Annotated in this window: 20 protein-coding genes; 13 read left to right on the top strand and 7 right to left on the bottom strand. The window is 36.0% G+C overall.

The genetic code is table 11. From position 1 onward, the window contains the following. Positions 1-71 precede the first annotated feature (71 nt). Positions 72-593 carry a non-heme ferritin gene (gene ftnA, locus DES39_RS06325; protein WP_121144950.1) on the top strand — a complete coding sequence of 174 codons (522 nt, stop codon included), beginning with the start codon at positions 72-74 and terminating at the stop codon, positions 591-593. 55 nt (positions 594-648) lie between these two features. Here the strand turns inward: ftnA and DES39_RS06320 are convergent, their stop codons facing one another. Beyond that, positions 649-1,545: a LysR family transcriptional regulator ArgP gene (locus tag DES39_RS06320; RefSeq protein WP_121144949.1), complete on the bottom strand. Its 897-nt coding sequence runs from the start codon at positions 1,543-1,545 to the stop codon at positions 649-651. 162 nt (positions 1,546-1,707) lie between these two features. Between DES39_RS06320 and rpiA the strand changes: the two genes are divergently transcribed. Together rpiA and serA are read left to right on the top strand one after the other, a co-directional pair. After that, entirely contained in the window at positions 1,708-2,367 is a 660-nt protein-coding gene (rpiA, locus tag DES39_RS06315; RefSeq protein WP_121144948.1) for a ribose-5-phosphate isomerase RpiA, read from the top strand. A gap of 48 nt (positions 2,368-2,415) precedes the next feature. Next, on the top strand, positions 2,416-3,657 hold the full coding sequence (gene serA, locus DES39_RS06310; protein ID WP_121144947.1) for a phosphoglycerate dehydrogenase: 1,242 nt from the start codon (positions 2,416-2,418) through the stop codon (positions 3,655-3,657). 78 nt (positions 3,658-3,735) lie between these two features. On the opposite strand, the gene typA is transcribed toward serA, so the two are convergent. Next, a complete protein-coding gene (gene typA, locus DES39_RS06305; protein ID WP_121144946.1) occupies positions 3,736-5,562 on the bottom strand; it encodes a translational GTPase TypA in 1,827 nt (608 codons plus the stop codon). A 223-nt stretch (positions 5,563-5,785) separates the two neighbouring features. Between typA and cobB the strand changes: the two genes are divergently transcribed. Further along, positions 5,786-6,472 carry a Sir2 family NAD+-dependent deacetylase gene (gene cobB, locus DES39_RS06300; protein ID WP_121144945.1) on the top strand — a complete coding sequence of 229 codons (687 nt, stop codon included), beginning with the start codon at positions 5,786-5,788 and terminating at the stop codon, positions 6,470-6,472. A 12-nt stretch (positions 6,473-6,484) separates the two neighbouring features. Here the strand turns inward: cobB and mtgA are convergent, their stop codons facing one another. The 3 genes from mtgA to mobA all read right to left on the bottom strand — a co-directional run bounded on the left by mtgA (position 6,485) and on the right by mobA (position 8,311). Then, a complete protein-coding gene (mtgA, locus tag DES39_RS06295; protein ID WP_121144944.1) occupies positions 6,485-7,165 on the bottom strand; it encodes a monofunctional biosynthetic peptidoglycan transglycosylase in 681 nt (226 codons plus the stop codon). A 70-nt stretch (positions 7,166-7,235) separates the two neighbouring features. Continuing rightward, positions 7,236-7,736, bottom strand: coding sequence for a molybdopterin-guanine dinucleotide biosynthesis protein B (gene mobB, locus DES39_RS06290; protein WP_121144943.1), 501 nt, complete (start codon positions 7,734-7,736; stop codon positions 7,236-7,238). After that, the gene (mobA, locus tag DES39_RS06285; RefSeq protein ID WP_121144942.1) at positions 7,736-8,311 is read right to left on the bottom strand and encodes a molybdenum cofactor guanylyltransferase MobA; all 576 of its coding nucleotides are present in this window, start codon (positions 8,309-8,311) and stop codon (positions 7,736-7,738) included. Before mobA ends, mobB begins: the two co-directional genes overlap by 1 nt. 193 nt (positions 8,312-8,504) lie before the next feature. Between mobA and DES39_RS06280 the strand changes: the two genes are divergently transcribed. The 9 genes from DES39_RS06280 to DES39_RS06240 all read left to right on the top strand — a co-directional run bounded on the left by DES39_RS06280 (position 8,505) and on the right by DES39_RS06240 (position 19,051). Next, entirely contained in the window at positions 8,505-8,771 is a 267-nt protein-coding gene (locus DES39_RS06280) for a YihD family protein (RefSeq protein ID WP_121144941.1), read from the top strand. A gap of 30 nt (positions 8,772-8,801) precedes the next feature. Then, positions 8,802-9,455: a DsbA family protein gene (locus DES39_RS06275; RefSeq protein WP_121144940.1), complete on the top strand. Its 654-nt coding sequence runs from the start codon at positions 8,802-8,804 to the stop codon at positions 9,453-9,455. Positions 9,456-9,557: 102 nt separating this feature from the next. Continuing rightward, positions 9,558-12,326, top strand: coding sequence for a DNA polymerase I (gene polA / locus DES39_RS06270; protein WP_121144939.1), 2,769 nt, complete (start codon positions 9,558-9,560; stop codon positions 12,324-12,326). A 531-nt stretch (positions 12,327-12,857) separates the two neighbouring features. Continuing rightward, positions 12,858-14,753: a tRNA uridine-5-carboxymethylaminomethyl(34) synthesis enzyme MnmG gene (gene mnmG / locus DES39_RS06265; RefSeq protein WP_121144938.1), complete on the top strand. Its 1,896-nt coding sequence runs from the start codon at positions 12,858-12,860 to the stop codon at positions 14,751-14,753. A gap of 3 nt (positions 14,754-14,756) precedes the next feature. After that, entirely contained in the window at positions 14,757-15,395 is a 639-nt protein-coding gene (gene rsmG / locus DES39_RS06260) for a 16S rRNA (guanine(527)-N(7))-methyltransferase RsmG (protein WP_121144937.1), read from the top strand. 93 nt (positions 15,396-15,488) lie between these two features. Then, a complete protein-coding gene (gene upp, locus DES39_RS06255; RefSeq protein WP_121144936.1) occupies positions 15,489-16,115 on the top strand; it encodes a uracil phosphoribosyltransferase in 627 nt (208 codons plus the stop codon). A 95-nt stretch (positions 16,116-16,210) separates the two neighbouring features. Beyond that, entirely contained in the window at positions 16,211-17,440 is a 1,230-nt protein-coding gene (locus DES39_RS06250) for a uracil-xanthine permease family protein (RefSeq protein ID WP_425463986.1), read from the top strand. A gap of 77 nt (positions 17,441-17,517) precedes the next feature. Continuing rightward, positions 17,518-18,255 (top strand): DnaA inactivator Hda, encoded by a 738-nt coding sequence (gene hda / locus DES39_RS06245; RefSeq protein WP_425463985.1) that lies wholly within the window; start codon positions 17,518-17,520, stop codon positions 18,253-18,255. A 16-nt stretch (positions 18,256-18,271) separates the two neighbouring features. Further along, positions 18,272-19,051 carry a Cof-type HAD-IIB family hydrolase gene (locus DES39_RS06240; RefSeq protein WP_121144933.1) on the top strand — a complete coding sequence of 260 codons (780 nt, stop codon included), beginning with the start codon at positions 18,272-18,274 and terminating at the stop codon, positions 19,049-19,051. Between the two features lie 39 nt (positions 19,052-19,090). Here the strand turns inward: DES39_RS06240 and DES39_RS06235 are convergent, their stop codons facing one another. Both DES39_RS06235 and DES39_RS06230 read right to left on the bottom strand, forming a co-directional pair. Continuing rightward, positions 19,091-19,492 (bottom strand): DUF805 domain-containing protein, encoded by a 402-nt coding sequence (locus tag DES39_RS06235; protein ID WP_121144932.1) that lies wholly within the window; start codon positions 19,490-19,492, stop codon positions 19,091-19,093. A gap of 15 nt (positions 19,493-19,507) precedes the next feature. Next, entirely contained in the window at positions 19,508-20,620 is a 1,113-nt protein-coding gene (locus tag DES39_RS06230) for an anhydro-N-acetylmuramic acid kinase (RefSeq protein WP_121144931.1), read from the bottom strand. Between the last annotated feature and the right edge of the window lie 5 nt (positions 20,621-20,625).

Raw genomic sequence — 20,625 nt, 5'->3', positions numbered from 1 at the left:
TACTGATTTATACAAAGCAATGTCAAATAAAATAATAAATCATAACTCACACTATTAATGGGAGCAGTATCATGTTAACGAAAGAAATGGCGCAAAAGCTTAATGATCAACTCAATCTTGAATTTTACTCATCTAATCTTTATCTACAAATGAGCGCTTGGTGTGATGACCAAAATTTTTCAACATTTGCGCGCTTTCTTCGCGATCATGCCAAAGAAGAGATGAATCACATGCAGCGTTTATTTGATTATGTTCAAGATTGTGGCTCACTTGCAATTGTTGGAAAAATTGATGCACCAGAAACTCAATTTAGCTCATTAGGCGATGTCTTTAAAAAAGCCTATGCCCATGAAATGAAAATTAGCCAAGCAATTAATGATCTTGTTGATTACGCTTTAACTAAAAAAGACTATTCGACTTTTCAGTTTTTACAATGGTATGTTGCTGAGCAGCATGAAGAAGAAAAGCTATTTAAAACCATTCAAGACAAATTAGAATTAGTTGGTGATAAAAAACGTGACCTATTTTTCATGGATAAAGATTTTACACAAGTCTTATCCGAATCTGGATTACTTGCCAATAATAATGCTTAGTCTTCATTGATGTTAATAAAAAAGGCGTTTTAACTAAAACGCCTTTTTTAATCGATTAATCTGGTTGCCATAATATATCTTTAACATAGCCAATAATTGTTTCCGAAATATTTTTCATAACACTACTTTCAGGCGCAAAGCGATGCCAATAAAGCATACGGCGTTGGAATAGTCCTTCGGTTAAATTAACTAACTCACCGCTTTTTAACTCTTTTTCAACCTGTAAAATCGGCAGCATACAACACGCATTACCTTGTTTTGCTAATTGCACAAATGCTTCTGATGAACTGGTAATATGGCATACAACACTACCTGGCGCCAAATTAAAATTATCGTTTAAAAACATTTGATGCATATCATCTAAATGATCAAAAGCAACAGCTGGTGCTTTCATGAGCGTAGCACGGGTTACGCCATTAGGGAAATAACGTTTAGCAAAATCAGGTGAAGCTACAAAAATATAATCAAGTGCGCCTAATCGATCAGAAAGGCAACCTGGTAATGGTAACTCTTGAATACTAATCGCCCCAACAACAGTCCCTAAACGCAATAAATCTAAAGTATGTTCTTCATCTTTAACTAAAATATCAAATCGTAGATTACTTTTATCAAGTACCGGTTTTAAAGCGGGAAGTAACCAAGTCGCAAGGGAATCAGCATTGACTGCAATCGAAAGCGATAAAGGCGTAGTATTATGATCATTATCACCAAGCCACTGTTGTTCTAATAACTCAACTTGATGCAATAAACCTAATAAATGTTCGCCCTGCTTGGTTGCTTTTGGCGGAATAGTCCTAACTAAGAGCTGTTGACCAAAAAAACTTTCAAGCTGCTTAATACGCTGTGATACTGCTGGTTGTGTAATGCAGAGTTTATCCGCAGCACGCTCAAATCCGCGTTCTTTTATAACAGCATCTAATGCTTGTAAAGCTCTATAATCTGGACGTTTCATGGTTATACAATCGTTTTATGTGGATTTTATAGTCAAAAGATTCATTTATTTTGTCAAAATCATAATGATTTTTATGTTCTCATTAGTTACTATGCCATATATTATACAATATTGCTTTTAAAATTTTTATTTTTTATCAAGAATCAAATAAAGGTATCGATAATGACTCAAGATGAACTAAAAAAAGCAGTCGGTTTTGCCGCACTGAAATTTGTCAAGCCCCAAACAATTGTTGGTGTTGGAACCGGCTCAACTGCGGCTCATTTTATTGATGCTTTAGCAACAATAAAGCACGATATTATCGGCGCCGTTTCGAGTTCTGAAGCATCAACAGCGAAGTTAAAATCCTACGGTATTACTATTTTTGATTGTAACGATGTCGATAGTTTAGATATTTACGTTGATGGTGCAGATGAAATCAACCATCAAATGCATATGATTAAGGGTGGCGGGGCTGCATTAACGCGCGAAAAAATCATTTCAGCAATCAGTAAACAATTTATTTGTATTGTTGATGAATCAAAAGTCGTTAATACTTTAGGTAAATTCCCATTACCGATTGAAGTCATTCCAATGGCACGTTCTTATGTTGCAAGAGAATTATTCAAACTGGGCGGCAAACCGATTTATCGTCAAGGAGTAATCACCGATAATGGTAATGTCATTTTAGACATTCATGATCTCACAATTACCGATCCCATTGAACTTGAAAACAAAATTAACAGCATTGCTGGCGTTGTCACCGTTGGACTATTTGCTAATCGCGGAGCCAATATCGCATTAGTTGGCACAGCTAATGGTGTAAAAGAGATAATCAAATAGGCTATTATTATCAATTGAATTATATCAATAATCTAAAGAGAGGATAACATGGTAGTTCAAGCATTAACCAAAGATGAAAATAAATTTTTGTTACTTGAAGGCGTTCATGCTAGTGCAATAGAAGTTCTAAAATCATCCGGTTATAACAATATTGAGTACCATAAAGGTGCTTTGGATGAAAAAACCTTAAAAGAAGCAATCAAAGATGCTCGCTTTATTGGTATTCGATCCAGAACCCAACTTTCAAAAGAGATTATTGATGCTGCACCAAAACTTGCTGGCATTGGTTGTTTTTGTATTGGGACCAATCAAGTAGACTTAAGCGCAGCGATTCAAAAAGGAATTCCGGTATTTAATGCGCCGTTTTCCAATACCCGATCAGTGGCAGAATTAGTACTTGCTGAAATCATTCTATTATTTAGACGAATACCTGAAGCTAATGCGCAAGCACATTTAGGGAAATGGAATAAAATCGCAGTAGGTTCACACGAAGCAAGGGGCAAACGCCTTGGTATTATTGGTTATGGTCATATTGGTAGCCAATTAAGCGTTCTAGCTGAATCACTAGGTATGAAAGTGTATTTCTATGATATTGAAACCAAATTACCGTTAGGTAACGCAAGGCAAATAAAAACATTATCAGCTTTACTGGAAAAATGCGATGTTATTTCGCTGCATGTCCCTGAAAATACAACGACTATGAATATGATTGGTAAAGCACAACTAGCAATAATGAAACCAAATGCCATATTAATCAATGCATCACGTGGCACTACCGTTGATCTTGATGCCTTAGCTCAAGCTTTGGAAAGCAAACATCTCTCGGGTGCGGCAATCGATGTATTCCCCGTAGAACCCGCAAGTAATAACGAACCATTTGAGTCGCCGTTATGTAAATTTGACAATGTGATTATCACCCCACATATTGGCGGTTCAACCATTGAAGCACAGGAAAATATTGGTGTTGAAGTCGCGACTAAATTAGCAAAATATTCAGATACCGGCTCAACGCTTAGTGCGGTGAATTTTCCTGAAGTTTCATTACCAATACCAAGTCAAGGTGTCAGTCGATTTTTAAATATTCATAAAAATCAACCAGGTGTATTAAATGCCATCAATAATTTATTTGCAAGTCGGGGACTAAATATCTCCGCGCAATATTTGCAAACCATGCCAGAAGTTGGGTATGTTGTTATTGATATTGATCGTGTTGATTTTAATAAAGCAGAAGATATGCTTGAACAACTAAAAAACGTACCTGGTACTATCAGAGCAAGATTACTGTTTTAATCATGCGTAAAAAATAAAAAAGCGCTATTTAATCAAAAATAGCGCTTTTTTTTGAGTCAAGTATTTTGAGTCAAGTAATTAGTCTTTATTACCGCCTCTAAACGCACGTTTACGATCATTTTCAGTTAAATGACGTTTACGTAAGCGGATAGAAATTGGCGTAACTTCAACTAATTCATCATCATCAATAAATTCTAAAGACTGTTCTAAAGACATTTTAATTGGTGGTGATAATGTCGTTGCTTCATCGGTTCCTGATGCTCGCATATTGGTTAATTTTTTACCTGTTAAACAGTTAACCGTTAAATCATTTGAACGAGTATGAATACCAATAATTTGTCCTTCATAAACTTCTGTACCGTGACCAATAAATAACTTACCACGATCTTGTAAGCTATAAAGCGCATAAGCCAATGCTTTACCGGTACCGTTAGAAATAAGCACACCGTTATTACGTTGGCCAATTTCACCAGGACGTACATCATCATAGTGATCAAATGTTGAGTATAACAAGCCTGTTCCCGATGTCATGGTCATGAATTCAGTTCTAAAGCCAATTAATCCACGACTTGGAATAATATAATCTAAACGTACGCGTCCTTTACTATCTGGTAGCATATTAGTTAAATCGCCTTTACGCAGGCCTAATGCTTCCATCACCGAGCCTTGATGTTGCTCTTCAATATCTAATGTTACTTGTTCAAATGGTTCTTGGCGTTTACCATCAACTTCTTTAAAAATAACTTTAGGTCTTGAAACACCTAACTCATAACCTTCACGGCGCATATTTTCGATTAATACAGATAAATGTAACTCACCACGACCTGAAACACGGAAAGCATCTGGATCTGGGGTTTCTTCAACGCGTAGTGCCACATTATGAACAAGTTCTTTTTTCAAGCGTTCTAAAATTTGACGAGAAGTAACAAATTTACCTTCTTTACCCGCAAAAGGAGAGTTATTTACGTTAAAGAACATAGTTACCGTTGGTTCATCAACCGTTAATGCTGGTAATGCTTCAACTGTATTGACATCACAAATCGTATCAGAAATACCTAATTCACCAAGTCCTGTTATTGCAATGATATCACCTGCTTCAGCAACATCAGCTTCATAACGCTGTAGGCCTAAATGACCTAACACTTGACCCACTTTACCGTTACGTCGTTTACCTTCACTATCAACAATAGTGACTTGTTGATTTGGTTTAATACGACCACGTTTAATACGACCGATGCCAATAACACCTACATAGTTATTATAATCAAGTTGCGAGATTTGCATTTGAAATGGACCATCTAAATCAACTTTAGGTGGTTCAACATGCTTAACAATTGCTTCAAATAATGGTGTCATATCTGGCGCCATTGCTTCGTGATCCTGACCGGCAATACCCATTAATGCTGAGGCATAAATAATTGGAAAATCTAATTGTTCATCAGTTGCACCAAGATTAACAAATAGATCGAAAACTTGATCAACAACCCAATCAGGTCTTGCACCTGGTCGATCCACTTTATTAATAACAACAATTGGTTTTAAACCATACGCAAATGCTTTTTGTGTCACAAAACGGGTTTGAGGCATCGGCCCATCCATTGCATCAACAAGCAATAAAACCGAATCAACCATTGACATAACACGTTCAACTTCACCACCAAAATCAGCATGTCCCGGAGTATCAACGATATTAATACGGTAATCATTCCAATTAATAGCAGTATTTTTTGCTAAAATGGTAATACCACGCTCTTTTTCAATCGCATTCGAGTCCATTACACGCTCAGCATCTTCACCACGAGTTTCACCAAGGGTACCTGATTGTTTCAGCAATTTATCAACCAATGTTGTTTTTCCATGGTCAACGTGCGCAATAATGGCAATATTTCTTAAGTTTTCAATCACAATATCTATTCCAGAATAATTAACGGGACAATTAGGCGCAAAATTATACACCTTTTTTGTAATAAGTGTTGCTCTGATTCACAAATAATTCATTTATTATTAAACATACTCGCAGCGATTATACTATATTACCGTAACTTTATAATGAAAAATAAGTATTTACCGCCAAATTATGCCATTTGTGCTAAAATAGAACGAAATATCGCTCGCGTTGGGATAAACCATGAATAAACAGCCCAAAATAGTCATACTCACTGGCGCCGGTATCTCTGCTGAGTCAGGCTTAGCCACTTTCCGAGCTCAAGATGGATTATGGGAAGGGCATGATGTTAATGATGTCGCAACATATGAAGGCTATCAACGAGATCCGATTGCCGTCCACCGCTTTTATAATATGTTACGCCAAAAACTGCGCGATCCCCATATACAACCCAATGCTGCACATTTTGCCTTAGCCGAGTTAGAGTATAAACTAGGTCGTGAAAATGTGACAATTGTGACACAAAATGTGGATGACTTGCATGAAAAAGCCGGTTCACAGCATGTTATCCACATGCATGGTGAATTACTTAAAGCTCGTAATGAAAAAACCGGCGTAATTTTTGACTGCCAGAACGATATTGATTACCTAAAAAATAACAATATTCGCCCTCATATTGTCTGGTTTGGCGAAATACCACTGCAAATGGATGAAATTTACCACCTATTAACGCAGGCTGATTATTTTATCTCAATTGGTACATCAGGCCATGTTTACCCAGCAGCGGGATTTGTACAAATAGCAAACGAGGCTGGCGTAAAAACCATTGAACTCAATTTAGAACCATCCCTAAAAGAGAGCCAATTTGATCAAAAACTTTATGGACCCGCAAGCCAAATTGTTCCCGAATTTATTAAACAGTTGATTTAAATAAAATTAATGTTAACTAATTTTATTTAAATATCGGGTTTTATCTAAATTTCTGACCTGTTCTTGTATCCATTTGGCTTTATTTATCACATATTGATTAGGATGGATGGGACTTAAATAACGCGGATTAGGTAAAATTGCTGCCAGCAAACTGGCTTGCTCAAGTGTTAATTTTTTAGCGCTGGTTTTAAAATAGTATTGTGCTGCAGCGTCAATACCAAAAATACCCTCCCCCCATTCCACACTATTTAAATACACTTCTAGTATTCGCTCTTTCGACCAAAATAATTCAATCCATAATGTAAACCACAGTTCAAATCCTTTACGAATAAAATTTCGCGATGGCCACAAGAATAAATTTTTTGCGACTTGCTGAGTAATCGTGCTTGCACCGCGCACTGTTTGATTATTTTCATTGTAAGTTATCGCTCGCTCAATAGCGTCAACATCAAAACCGAAATGATGAATAAAGTTTTGATCCTCAGCAGCGATCACGGCAATTTTAATATTATCAGATATCGCATCAAAATCACGCCAAACACGATCTTGTTTGGCAGACCAATTTGACAATTTTTGCTCAACCATTAGCATGGTTCCGGGTGGATTGATAAAACGAAACATCAATACCAATAAAATGGATATAATTACAAAAAGAATAATGATTTTTTTGATGAACTTAAACAATCTTTGCATATATGGAACCATAAAAGCGTCATTCATTTGTCAGGCAAGAATCCATTATATACTGATGCTAATGGATATATCACGGTATTGACGCATTATTATGTAAATAACATTGTATAAAGTTACTAATTAATTCAACATCGTCAATATCAAACCATTTAATCTCATCAACTAAATGAACATCTGACGCAATCGCAATAGTATGCGAATCATAAAAAAGAGCTTTATTGTTAGCTTGTCGGTGACAAACTATTTTAGTAATCGCTGCATCTTTAAAACCTTCAACTAACACTAAATCGACATCACTAAATTGCTTAACAAGGTCTGTTAAATTTGGTGGATTATTCGGTGTTTCGGTGATAAGCGCCCAGCGGTGTGAACTGGCAACAATGATTTGCTCCGCGCCTGATTTACGCAATTCATAGCTATCTTTACCTGGAATATCAATATCCATATCATGATGGCTATGTTTGATTACCGCAAAGCGCACATTTCGGGCTTTAAGCTGTAAAATTAATTTTTTTAGTAAGGTTGTTTTGCCACTGCCACTATAACCACAAATACCCATTATTTTTGTCATCACTGATTCCAAATCGATAATTCTTCAGGAGTATTAATATTAATAAATGATTGTTTTTGATCAGCTAAATTAACCATCGCCGCGTTGATACTCTCTAAAAACAGCAATAGTTTACGATCACCTTGCATCAAGTATGATCTAATTTTTTCTGCCATATTACGGTGAATAAGTAAAATTGTTGGATGAGATTTTTCGCCATCAAAAACATAAGCAGCAGGCCTATCAGCAATATTTTGCTGTAAATGCAAAACCAAATCATCGGGTAAAAACGGCGTATCACAACTAACCACTAAATTCCACGGCGTTGTGCTCCTGACTAAACCAGAATATATTCCCGCTAATGGCCCTAAAAATCCATCTAATTCATCACAAATAACCCGGTAACCTGATTGCTGATATTGTTCGATGTGACGATTAGTATTAATAATAATATCGGTCACTTGAGGGTTAATTTTATCAATAACATGACGATATAATGGCAAGCCTTTTAATAAGAGCAATCCTTTATCATTACCCTGCATTCTAGTACTTTTTCCACCAGCAAGAATGATGGCTGTTATAGGCGTTTTTAACATAAATTATTACTTTTTTTGCATTGATAAAATTAAAAATAACATTACTATACTGCAACAAATACGTAATATTCGTTTAATAATGCTTGATCCTTTAGCGATAACAAGCAAAATATATTATCATCGAGTATATACTTAAATTATCTGAAAATGCATAATAAATAATATGCATAAAAAATTAAATGGGTAAATTATTATGGCCTGCCATAGAATAGAAGAATTAATCGAATTATTAACGCCTGCTTGGGAAAAAGAACAAGATTTAAGCTTGCTGCAGTTTTTAGTAAAACTAGGCAAAGAAGCTGGGTTTGAGGGGGAATTAAGTAGTTTAAGCGATGAAATATTAATCTATCATTTAAAAATGCGCGACTCAGCTAAAACAGAAGCGATCCCTGGCATTAAAAAAGATTACGAAGATGACTTTAAAACAGCGTTATTAAAAGCACGCGGTATAATTAACTAATGACATATAGGTTTTATTAGGAGTTCTATAATGATTAAAATGTTTTTTGTAGCATTAATAACAATTGTTCTTTCATTTAATGTATTTGCTGATGACACTCAGGTTAATAATGAATTACCTAATATTGAGGCAGGAAAACAATATGTTGTCTTGAAAAAACTGCCATCAGAAGAAAAAGAAGTTGTTGAGATATTCTCTTTTAACTGCCCTAGCTGCTTCCGTACTGATACTGAACTGAAAATTGCTGACGAAATAAAAGAAAATTTACCAGAAGGTGTGGTCTTTAAAAAATACCATTTAAATACCTTTGGTCCACTTGCTGCAGAACTATCTGAAGCTTGGGCGATTGCTAATGTGTTAGGGATAACTAAAGATGTCTCAATAGAGCTTTATAACGGCATCCAACGAGACAAAACCATTAAATCAGCTGATGATATTAAAGGCGTTTTTGCAACGTTAGGTGTAGACAATGAAAAATATAACAGCATGAAAAATAACTTCCTAGTCAAAGCATTTATTGTGCAGCAAAATGAAGCAATCAAAGATCTTAAGCCAGCAACAATACCCACTTTTTATGTTAATGGCCAATATCAAATTGATCCAACTAAATTAGCTCAAACAAGCAACGAAGAATTTGTAAAAGATTACTCAAGAGTATCAAATTACCTTTCACAATTAAATTAAACCGAACAACTACTATAAAAACGCGCATTAATGCGCGTTTTCTATTTCTATCACTTTTTAGTATACTCATTATTAACCTTGTATATAAAAAGTGAATTCATTATGTCAAATCAAAAACCTATCATTCTTATCGATGGTTCATCATACTTATATAGAGCCTTTTTTGCCACACCATCACTAACCAATCAAAAAGGAGAGCCAACTGGTGCGATTTATGGTGTGACAAATATGATTAGAAGTTTAATTAATCAATACCATCCAAGCCATATTGCAGTTGTTTTTGATGCGAAAGGTGGATCATTTCGCAAGGAAATTTATAGTGAATATAAAGCAACTCGTGAAGCGATGCCTGAAGATTTAAGAGTTCAAATTGAGCCAATTCACACCATATTAAAAGCGATGGGATTACCATTACTATGCGTTGATGGTGTCGAGGCTGACGATGTTATTGGTACACTGGCTAAGCAAGCTGAAGCTGAAAACTTATCAGTTTTAATTAGTACGGGCGATAAAGATATGGCTCAGCTTGTATCCGGTCATATTACCCTAATTAATACAATGAATAACCTTATTTTAGACCCAGAAGGTGTAGAGAAAAAATTTGGTGTTCCGCCAGCAAAAATCATCGACTTTTTAGCCTTAATGGGCGATAGCTCAGACAATATACCTGGCGTACCGGGTGTTGGCGAAAAAACAGCAACCAGCTTATTAACCGAATTCAATGGTATTGATGATATTTATAATAATCTTGATAAAGTTGCAACATTAACAATCCGTGGTGCTAAATCTCTCAAACAAAAACTACTCGATAATGAAAATGATGCGCGTCTTTCTTATTTACTGGCAACAATAAAAACCGATGTTGAGTTAAATCTAAAAAATGAGCAGCTCAAACCAGAACCGCCTGATTTAAATCTTCTTAAGGACATTTTTGCATATCAAGGATTTAATCGCTGGTTAAATGAATTACAAAATGGCACATTTTTTAAAACCGAAAATCAGCAGCTAAACGAGCCACAAAATAATGCTGCGATAGACAGTACTGTTCATCAAGCTCAAACAGCAGAAAAACACTACGAAACTATACTGACACATGAGCAACTTGATAATTGGGTCAAAAAATTACAAACTAGCAAACTATTTGCATTCGATACCGAAACCAATAGTGTGGATCATTTCCATGCTCAATTAATTGGTATTTCACTTAGCATTCATCCCAATGAAGCGTGTTATATTCCATTGCATCATTACTATCTCGGTGTGCCAAAACAGTTACCTATTGATGATGTCATCGAGAAATTAAAACCGATTTTTGAAAACGATAAGATTAAAAAAATTGGTCAGAATGTTAAGTTCGATTACAGCATACTGGCTAATTATGGCATCACAGTAACAGGAATTACATTTGATACTATGCTTGAGTCTTACGTTCTTAATAGTAATGATCGTCATGATATGGATAGTCTGGCACAAAAACATTTAGATCATAAAACCATTACTTACGATGAACTGACTAAAATTGACCGTAAAAAAATAACCATTGATATGGTCGATATAGAACAAACATCACTTTACGCCAGTGAAGATGCCGATATCACCTTACTGCTTCATCAAAAATTATGGCCAACACTTGAAGCAAAAGAGAAATTAAAAACACTTTTTACTACAATTGAGATGCCACTTGCAATCATTTTAGCCAATATGGAAAGAACCGGTGTTTTAATCGATGAACAGCAGCTTAACCACTACTCGAAAGAGCTAAAAATAAAATTAGAACAGCTAGAAAAGCAAATTCACGAACTTGCTGGTGAAGTTTTCAATATTGCTTCTCCCAAACAGTTACAAGTCATTCTGTTTGAGAAAAACCAACTACCTATCCTTAAAAAGACACCAAAAGGTGATCCTTCAACCAATGAAGAAGTACTGAGTGAATTAGCTAATGATTATCAATTACCTCGACTAATATTGGAATACAGAGGACTGGCCAAACTTAAAAACACTTATACTGACAAATTACCACTGATGATTAGTGAAAAAGACGGTCGAATACACACCAACTATAATCAAATTGGTACTGTAACAGGACGCCTATCATCTAATGACCCAAACTTACAAAATATACCTGTACGCAACGAGGAAGGCCGTAAAATACGCCAAGCCTTTATTGCCCCAAAAGGATATAAAATTGTCTCTGCTGACTATTCACAGATAGAATTACGCATCATGGCGCATCTATCGCAAGATAAAAACTTGCTTGATGCTTTTGCCAATGATAAAGATATTCACCGCTTTACCGCTAGCGAAATTTTAGCCAAACCAGAAAACGATGTTAGTTCAGAAGAGCGTCGACGTGCTAAAGCAGTTAATTTTGGCTTAATATATGGCATGAGCGCCTTTGGTTTATCCAAACAAATCAACATTGCAAGGAATGAAGCTAAATTCTATATAGATAGCTATTTTGAACGTTATCCTAGTGTTGAACGTTATATGGAAAATACTAGGCTACTTGCTGCTGAAAAAGGTTATGTTGAAACTCTGTCAGGAAGGCGCCTTTATTTACCTAAAATCAACTCCGCCAGTGGTATTGAAAAACGCGCAGCAGAGCGCGCAGCAATTAATGCGCCAATGCAAGGAACCGCAGCAGATATTATTAAAACGGCGATGATCGCAATGAATCGATTTATAAAAACTCAAGGTGATCACATCAAAATGATTATGCAAGTACACGATGAATTAGTCTTTGAAGTACAAGAAGATCATCTCGATCAGATGGTAAAACAAATCAAATTGATCATGGAAAACTGTTATAAACTTGATGTGCCGTTAAGAGTGGACGTTGGAATTGGTGATAACTGGGACGAAGCACACTGATCCTAACGATAAAAATAAACGATAAATAAGTTAAAATAACGAAATTAACAGTAAGCCACATTAACGAATGTGGCTTTTTTGATCTAAAATAATCATAAAAAATAAAATCCGCGGTTATTTTATAATCAATTTAAAAACAATAAAACAGCGATCAAACTTATTTTTTGTGGATAACTCTGTCATTAACCCGCTAACAATCCTGTTATTATCTATCTAATAACTTAACAGTCAATATCACTTGTGGATAAGTAACTAAGTTATCCTCAACCTTAATGGGTGCATAAAAGGATCTGTTAACATAGTAAAAAAATGAATAAATCATTAAAATATATCACTAAAAATCAGTTATCAACAGATGATCGCTTGCTTAATAAAAATAATAATAAAATAAAAACATAAAAGATCTTATTTAATTAATAAACGATCTAAAACAGATCATTTGACGTAATCAAAAAGACGAGTAAAATTTGTCACTCTTATTTCTCTTTGATGTGATAATCCATTTTTTAACAGACGTAAACCGAGGATATTATGCTTTACCCAGAACTTTTTGATGTCATTATTGTTGGCGGCGGTCATGCAGGCACTGAGGCAGCTGTGGCATCTGCCAGAATGGGAAGAAAAACACTCCTTTTAACGCATAATATCAATACGTTAGGACAAATGTCTTGTAACCCAGCAATTGGTGGGATCGGCAAAGGTCATTTGGTTAAAGAAATTGATGCAATGGGCGGCTTGATGGCCAGAGCAACCGATAAAGCAGGAATTCAATTTAGGATCCTTAATGCCAGTAAAGGCCCAGCGGTTAGAGCAACGCGCGCCCAAGCAGATAGATCCTTATATCGTCAAGCGGTAAGAATTGCACTTGAAAACCAAGAAAACCTAATGCTTTTCCAACAATCAGTTGAGGATGTGATTATTGAGAATGATCGCATAACCGGTGTTATCACTCAAATGGGTGTAACATTCAAAGCAAAAGCAGTCGTGTTAACCACCGGAACGTTTCTTGATGGTAAGATCCATATTGGATTAAATAATTACAGCGGCGGACGAACCGGTGATCCCGCCTCTGTTGGATTATCCAAATCTCTTCATCAATACAATTTTAGAATGGGAAGACTAAAAACAGGTACACCACCAAGAATTGATGCCAGAACGATCGATTTTTCTCAGTTAGGCATTCAAGGCGGTGATAACCCAATCCCTGTATTCTCATTTTTAGGTCATGCTAGTGAACATCCTGAACAAATACCGTGTTATATCACATCAACCAATGAACAAACTCACGACATTATTCGAAATAGTTTAGATCGTAGTCCTATGTATACCGGTGTTATTGAAGGCATTGGACCGCGTTACTGCCCTTCAATTGAAGATAAAATTATGCGATTTGCTGATCGTGATTCTCACCAAATCTATTTAGAACCGGAAGGATTAAATAGTAATGAAATTTATCCAAATGGGATTTCAACCAGTTTACCATTTGACACACAACTTGCTTTTGTTAGAAGCATGAAAGGTCTTGAAAATGCCAATATTATCAGACCAGGTTACGCAATTGAGTATGATTATTTTGATCCGCGCGATCTTAAACCAACTCTAGAAAGTAAAGTGGTAAAAGGGTTGTTTTTAGCCGGACAAATCAACGGTACAACCGGATATGAAGAAGCGGCAGCCCAAGGTTTACTTGCTGGATTAAATGCAGCGAGATTGGTGACTGAGCAAGATCAATGGCATCCAACGCGCGATCAAGCTTACTTAGGAGTGCTAGTTGATGATCTTTGTACACTTGGTACTAATGAACCTTATCGTATGTTTACCTCGCGCGCTGAATATCGTTTAATGTTGCGTGAAGATAACGCTGATATTCGATTAACTGAAATTGGTCGCCAGTTAGGTTTAGTTGATGATTATCGTTGGCAACAATTTAATCAAAAAGTCGAAGCAATTGAAACTGAACGTGCGCGTTTACGTGATATTTGGGTTCATCCTCATATCGAAACCATTGATGAAGTCAATTCAGTTTTAAGTGCGAATTTAACCAAAGAAGCTAATGGTGAAGAACTGCTTAAACGCCCTGAAATGGACTATAAGACATTAAAATCATTATCATTATTTGCGCCGGGACTTGATGATGAGCAAGCTGCTTTGCAAGTTGAAATTCAAGTGAAATATGATGGTTATATTAAATTACAAATTGAAGAGATTGAGCGTCAAAAACGTAATGAAGAGACCATTATTCCTGATTCTATTGATTATGCTGATATTTCTGGCTTATCAAATGAAGTGGTTGCTAAACTTAAGTTACATAAACCTGTTTCGATTGGTCAAGCTTCACGTATTTCGGGTGTAACGCCGGCCGCAATATCGATGCTATTGGTTTATTTAAAGAAAAAAAACTTCATCAACAAAAATAAAATACAATAAATTATGTTAAAGACTAAACTCGTTAGCCTGATTAAACAGACCGATCTTGTTATCAACGATCAGCAAATTGATCAGTTAGTTTGCTATGTTGAAATGCTTGATAAGTGGAATAAAGCTTATAATTTGACATCCGTACGTGATCCTAACGAGATGTTAATTAAACACATAATGGATAGCTTAGTGATTTCCCCTTATTTAACAGGGGAGCAATTTATCGATGTTGGTACCGGTCCGGGTTTACCTGGAATACCCCTTGCAATTATTAATCCAGATAAAACATTTGATTTAGTTGATAGTTTAGGTAAACGCGTGCGTTTTTTAAAGCAAGTTCAATTTGAATTGCAACTTGATAATATTCATCCTGTGCAAAGTCGTATTGAGCAATATACGGATAAGCACTTTGATGGTGTAATTAGCCGCGCTTTTGCATCATTAATTGATATGCTTAATTGGTGTGAACATTTACCTAATCAACATGGCGCATTTTATGCTTTAAAAAGTCAATCGTCAGATCAAGAGATCATGTCGTTACCTAGTCAGTTTGAGGTAACCGATATTGTAAAACTTGATGTACCTAATCTTGATGCTGAACGTAATTTGATTATTATCAAAAGTAATAATTCAGTAAAATTATCAAACTAGTTTTTTTTTATCCAAGAAATTATGCTAAAATTATATATCAGTGGTTATAGCGACCTACGAGTAGTATAGATTCTTAACAACTGAGGCCTACCAATGAAAATTGTTGAAGTTAAACATCCCCTTGTCCGTCATAAAATCGGCTTAATGCGTGAGTTCGATATTTCTACCAAAGATTTTAGAGATCTCGCCAGCGAAGTTGGCAGCTTATTAACTTATGAAGCCACCGCTAATTTACCGACCGAAAAAGTCACTATTCAAGGCTGGTGTGGTCCTATTGAAGTTGAGCGTATTAAAGGCAAAAAAATTACCGTGGTACCTATTTTACGTGCTGGACTTGGTATGATGGATGGCGTACTTGAACATATCCCAAGTGCTAGAATTAGTGTGGTTGGTTTTTACCGTAATGAAGAAACCCTTGAACCCGTACCTTACTTTCAAAAATTAACGTCTGATATTGAAGATAGAATGGCGCTAGTTGTTGATCCAATGCTAGCAACGGGCGGTTCAATGGTTGCAACGATCGATTTATTAAAACAAGCTGGCTGCCAGCAGATTAAAGTATTAGTTTTAGTTGCCGCGCCAGAAGGAATTAAAGTTTTAGAGCAAGCTCATCCGGATGTTGAATTATACACGGCATCGATTGATGATAGACTCAATGATAAAGGGTATATTATTCCTGGATTAGGCGATGCCGGAGATAAGATCTTTGGCACTAAATAAAATCTCATTTTTTAGACCGGCTTAGCCGGTTTTTTTACGTCCATAATTTAATTTATTAACAAAAGAGAGAAAGTTCACCAATGAGTTCGCATGAAATAACGAATCAAGTCGAAAATAATAAACACTCCTGGTTAGATATTTTAACTGGTGCTCAAATGCTGTTTGTCGCATTTGGCGCATTAGTTTTAGTCCCGTTATTGACTGGATTAAATCCTAATGTTGCATTGTTTACTGCTGGTTTAGGAACCATTTTATTTCAAATTACAACCCGAGGCAAAGTGCCTGTCTTTTTAGCCTCTTCATTTGCTTTTATTGCCCCTATCTCATATGGCGTTGCTCAGTGGGGAATCCCGGCAACCCTTGGTGGGCTGATGGTTGCTGGTTTTGTCTTCATGCTATTTGGTTTTTTAGTTAAAATCAATGGCGCAAATGTTATCAATCGAATTTTACCACCAGTTGTGACTGGACCCATTATTATGGTTATTGGTTTATCACTTGCCCCTGTAGCCATTGGTATGGCGATGGGAACCGGTGAAGGTATTCCTGCAAATATTCCAAAATATCAATTGATTTTAGTATCGATGATTTCATTACTGACCACTTTGATTGTTGCCATTTGGGCAAAAGGATTTCTGAAATTATTACCGATAATATCCGGTATTGTCGTTGGTTATGTATTATCGTGCTTTTTAGGCTTAGTTAATTTTCAACCGGTTTATGATGCACCTTGGTTTGCTTTACCTAATTTTACCTTTCCTGAATTTAAGTGGCAGGCAGTACTTTATATGATTCCGATTGTGATAGCACCAACCATTGAACACGTTGGTGATATTATGGCTATTGGTAGTGTAACCGGTAAAGACTATACAAAAGAGCCGGGCTTACAAAGAACATTATTTGGTGATGGCCTTGCAACATCAGCAGCTGGATTGCTAGGGGGCCCTCCTTGTATTACTTATGCTGAAGTGATTGGTGCGGTGACATTAACGCGTAATTTTAAAACTCGTGTCATGACATGGGCGGCGATTTGGGCAATTGTGATGTCGTTTATTGGTAAAGTGGGTGCCTTTTTAGCTTCTATCCCATCGGTTGTTATGGGGGGAATTATGGTGTTACTGTTTGGATCGATTGCATCGGTTGGCATCAATATTTTGGTTAAACATAAAGTTGATTTATCAGTATCGCGTAATATGTGTATTACGGCATTAGTATTAGTATTTGGTATTGGCGGCATGGTTTTTGACTTTGGTTCTTATGCACTTGAGGGCATAAGTCTGTGCGGTATTTTAGCGATTGTATTAAATTTAATTTTACCCCGCGCATAAATTCATCAAACTAAGGCAGTTTTACTGCCTTAGTGAATCAAAAAATAAATAATATTGATTTTTAAGTACTAGAATTTATACTACCTTGGTTTGTAAAATATTTTGAGGTAGTAACAATTAACTCACAGCAGCTCGTTTTGCCTGTTTCATTACCTGATACAGAAACATTTACCAGTTTTTATACTGGTGATAACATTTTATTGCTTAATTATTTAAAGGAAACTTTAAATAAATCAGACTTCTATTCGCTTTATATTTGGTCTGCTTTTTTGTCAGGAAAAACACATTTACTGCATGCTTCTTGTCATTATTTATCGCTTTTAGATAAAAAAATTAGTTATATTCCTCTTGAACAACATCTGTTTTTAGAACCTAATATTCTATTAGGCCTTGATGATTATGATCTGGTCTGCTTAGATAATATTGATAAAATAGCCGGTAATCGATTGTGGGAAGAAGCTATTTTTGATCTATTTAACCGCTTGATTGAAAGTAATCGAAGTAAATTATTAATTACCAGTAATGCGCCGCCAAAACAGGTGCCTTTTATTTTACCTGATTTAGTATCAAGACTAGAGTGGGGACAAGTTTATCGATTAAAAGAACTTAGTGATGAAGATAAACTCTATTCATTACAACTTAGAGCATTGTTAAGAGGTTTTGAGCTACCAACTGATGTTGGATTGTTTCTATTAAAACATGTTGATCGCGATATGAGAACGCTATCTGGATTACTTGATAAACTTGATAAAATTACGATCACAGAGCAGCGAAAATTGACCATTCCATTTATTAAGACGGTTTTTAACTTATAACGTTATGAGGTGATTGATGACAAGTAAACCTAAGGCAATTGTTTTTTTCGATTTGGATGGCACGTTGTTAACGCGAGATGTGACGGTTGCTAGTAGCACGATTGATGCGATTAATCACCTTTATGAAAATAATATCATGCCAATCATTGCAACCGGTAGAACTGTTTGTGAAGTACAGCATATTATGCAGCAAGCTAAAATTAACTCGATTGTTGCAATGAATGGTCAGTCTGTGTTTTATCAAGGCGAACACATTTTTTCAAATAACATTGATAAACACGTTATTGAACGTCTAGTCGATTTTTCGAAAACTCAGACCAATATTCCGCTGGCTTTTTATAATGATAAAATCATGAGAATTTCTGAACTAGGCGAGCCAGCAGAGATCTTTTATCACTATTTAAAACAATCAATTCCGCCAGTTGATAATGATATTTATCGTCAAGAACCGATCCAAATGATGTTATTGTTATGTCAAAGTGGCGAGGAACAGTATATTAAGCAGTTTCCTGAATTAAACTTTATACGTAATACACCTTACTGCGTTGATGTGTTTAATCATGGTGGCTCGAAAGCATTTGGCATTAAAAAATTACTGGAAAATAAAGGATTTTTAGATGTGCCGACCTATGCTTTTGGTGATGGCCTAAATGATATTGAAATGTTTAAGATGGTCGATCACTCTATTGCTATGGGCAATAGCGTTGAACCATTAAAACAGCTCGCTGAATTTATTACCGATGATAACAATCATCACGGTATTGCCAACGCATTGAAAAAATTAGGATTAATTTAATCCTATTATTTTATTAAGCCGTATTGTGTTGATAGAGCGTTAAATTACAATCAAATTTTTTGTTTTTTTAGGGCTTGGTCCGTATTGATTATCGCCTGTTGTTGGCGGTAAAAAAATCGATACGATGATAACAATTGCGGCAAATCCTAGGTAAAACAAACATAGCCAACCGGACAAACCAGCGTCATGCAATCGCCTTATATTATAAGGTAGTATCGTCATAAAAGAGATCAAGCAATATATCACGGCGATCGTATCGCTAGTTGTATCGTTAAAGCCTGGTATTTGGGGGAAAATTCGGGTACAAATCATCCCTAAGATGATGAATAAAATAAATTGAATGATCAGAAAACAACCAAATGCGCTGCGCCTTTCTCTACCTGAATAACAAAACATTTTTTTATAGCCATTAAGCCAGGAATTAAATGCATATTGAATCATATTGATTCTTCCTCATTATTTTGGATAAATTACCCCTAAACTGACTGATTGCGTTGCACCGGTGACGCTTGGGATATTGCTAGCTAAATTATTGATTCGGCAATAAGCAAGCCAGGCAAATGCCATCGCTTCCATATAATCGCTATTAATGCCAACCGTATCAGTTGTTGCGACCAGCCAGTTAGGAAGCAATTCATTGAATCTTGCCATTATTAATGAATTTTTTGCTCCGCCGCCACAAACGAATAACTCGCATGGTAGTGTATTGTTAGCTAATAGGTTATTTAATTGATTAACGGTTGCCATCACCGTTAAGTCAACGAGTGTTGCTTGTACATCCGCTGCTGGTAGAGAATAGTTCGATAATTTGTATTGTAACCATCGTAAGTTAAATAGTTCACGACCGGTACTTTTTGGGTAAGTTAATTGAAAATAGGGTTCACTTAATAACTCATTTAATAAGGGTTTATTGACTTGCCCTGTTTTTGCCCAGTGCGCATCTTTATCATAGGGTTCATTGAGATGCATCATTATCCAACTATCTAATAATACATTACCAGGACCCGTATCATAACCAATAATGGCTTGATTAGGGCACAGGCACGTAATATTACTGATACCACCAATATTTAATATAATGCGGTTTTTATCAGCTACGCTAAATAGTGCTTGATGAAAAGCAGGTACCAAGGGCGCACCTTGACCACCAAAAGCCATGTCCTTGCGGCGAAAATCAGCAATCGTTGTAATACCGGTTTTAGCTGCCACAATATTGGCATCACCAATTTGCATCGTAAATGGGGAATCGCCATTTGGCGAATGGAAAATCGTTTGGCCATGACAACCAATTGCGATAACTTCATTACGATTTATGCGATTAGTCTTAATAAAATGATTAATTGACTCAGCATACAGCTTGCCTAATTGGTGATCAATTTGGCCAAGTGTTTGCAATGAACACTGCTTCTGCTCGCAGATGGTTAATAAATCGCTGCCAATATGATCAGGAATTGGATAACAATGGCTGGCAATGAGTGTGATATTATTTGCTGATATATCAACTAGCGCAATATCAATGCCATCTAAGCTCGTTCCTGACATCACGCCAATGTATAGTCCTTGTTGCATGATAG

The organism is Orbus hercynius (assembly GCF_003634275.1).
GTDB classification, from domain to species: domain Bacteria; phylum Pseudomonadota; class Gammaproteobacteria; order Enterobacterales; family Orbaceae; genus Orbus; species Orbus hercynius.
This window is presented reverse-complemented; position numbering and strand designations above follow the sequence as displayed.

What these genes read in the sequence shown, in the direction of transcription:
- ftnA (WP_121144950.1), top strand. Translation starts at nt 72, where the DNA reads ATGTTAACGAAAGAAATGGCGCAAAAGCTTAATGATCAACTCAATCTT.
- DES39_RS06320 (WP_121144949.1), bottom strand. Translation starts at nt 1,545, where the DNA reads ATGAAACGTCCAGATTATAGAGCTTTACAAGCATTAGATGCTGTTATA.
- rpiA (WP_121144948.1), top strand. Translation starts at nt 1,708, where the DNA reads ATGACTCAAGATGAACTAAAAAAAGCAGTCGGTTTTGCCGCACTGAAA.
- serA (WP_121144947.1), top strand. Translation starts at nt 2,416, where the DNA reads ATGGTAGTTCAAGCATTAACCAAAGATGAAAATAAATTTTTGTTACTT.
- cobB (WP_121144945.1), top strand. Translation starts at nt 5,786, where the DNA reads ATGAATAAACAGCCCAAAATAGTCATACTCACTGGCGCCGGTATCTCT.
- mtgA (WP_121144944.1), bottom strand. Translation starts at nt 7,165, where the DNA reads ATGCAAAGATTGTTTAAGTTCATCAAAAAAATCATTATTCTTTTTGTA.
- mobB (WP_121144943.1), bottom strand. Translation starts at nt 7,736, where the DNA reads ATGACAAAAATAATGGGTATTTGTGGTTATAGTGGCAGTGGCAAAACA.
- mobA (WP_121144942.1), bottom strand. Translation starts at nt 8,311, where the DNA reads ATGTTAAAAACGCCTATAACAGCCATCATTCTTGCTGGTGGAAAAAGT.
- DES39_RS06280 (WP_121144941.1), top strand. Translation starts at nt 8,505, where the DNA reads ATGGCCTGCCATAGAATAGAAGAATTAATCGAATTATTAACGCCTGCT.
- DES39_RS06275 (WP_121144940.1), top strand. Translation starts at nt 8,802, where the DNA reads ATGATTAAAATGTTTTTTGTAGCATTAATAACAATTGTTCTTTCATTT.
- polA (WP_121144939.1), top strand. Translation starts at nt 9,558, where the DNA reads ATGTCAAATCAAAAACCTATCATTCTTATCGATGGTTCATCATACTTA.
- mnmG (WP_121144938.1), top strand. Translation starts at nt 12,858, where the DNA reads ATGCTTTACCCAGAACTTTTTGATGTCATTATTGTTGGCGGCGGTCAT.
- rsmG (WP_121144937.1), top strand. Translation starts at nt 14,757, where the DNA reads ATGTTAAAGACTAAACTCGTTAGCCTGATTAAACAGACCGATCTTGTT.
- upp (WP_121144936.1), top strand. Translation starts at nt 15,489, where the DNA reads ATGAAAATTGTTGAAGTTAAACATCCCCTTGTCCGTCATAAAATCGGC.
- DES39_RS06240 (WP_121144933.1), top strand. Translation starts at nt 18,272, where the DNA reads ATGACAAGTAAACCTAAGGCAATTGTTTTTTTCGATTTGGATGGCACG.
- DES39_RS06235 (WP_121144932.1), bottom strand. Translation starts at nt 19,492, where the DNA reads ATGATTCAATATGCATTTAATTCCTGGCTTAATGGCTATAAAAAAATG.
- DES39_RS06230 (WP_121144931.1), bottom strand. Translation starts at nt 20,620, where the DNA reads ATGCAACAAGGACTATACATTGGCGTGATGTCAGGAACGAGCTTAGAT.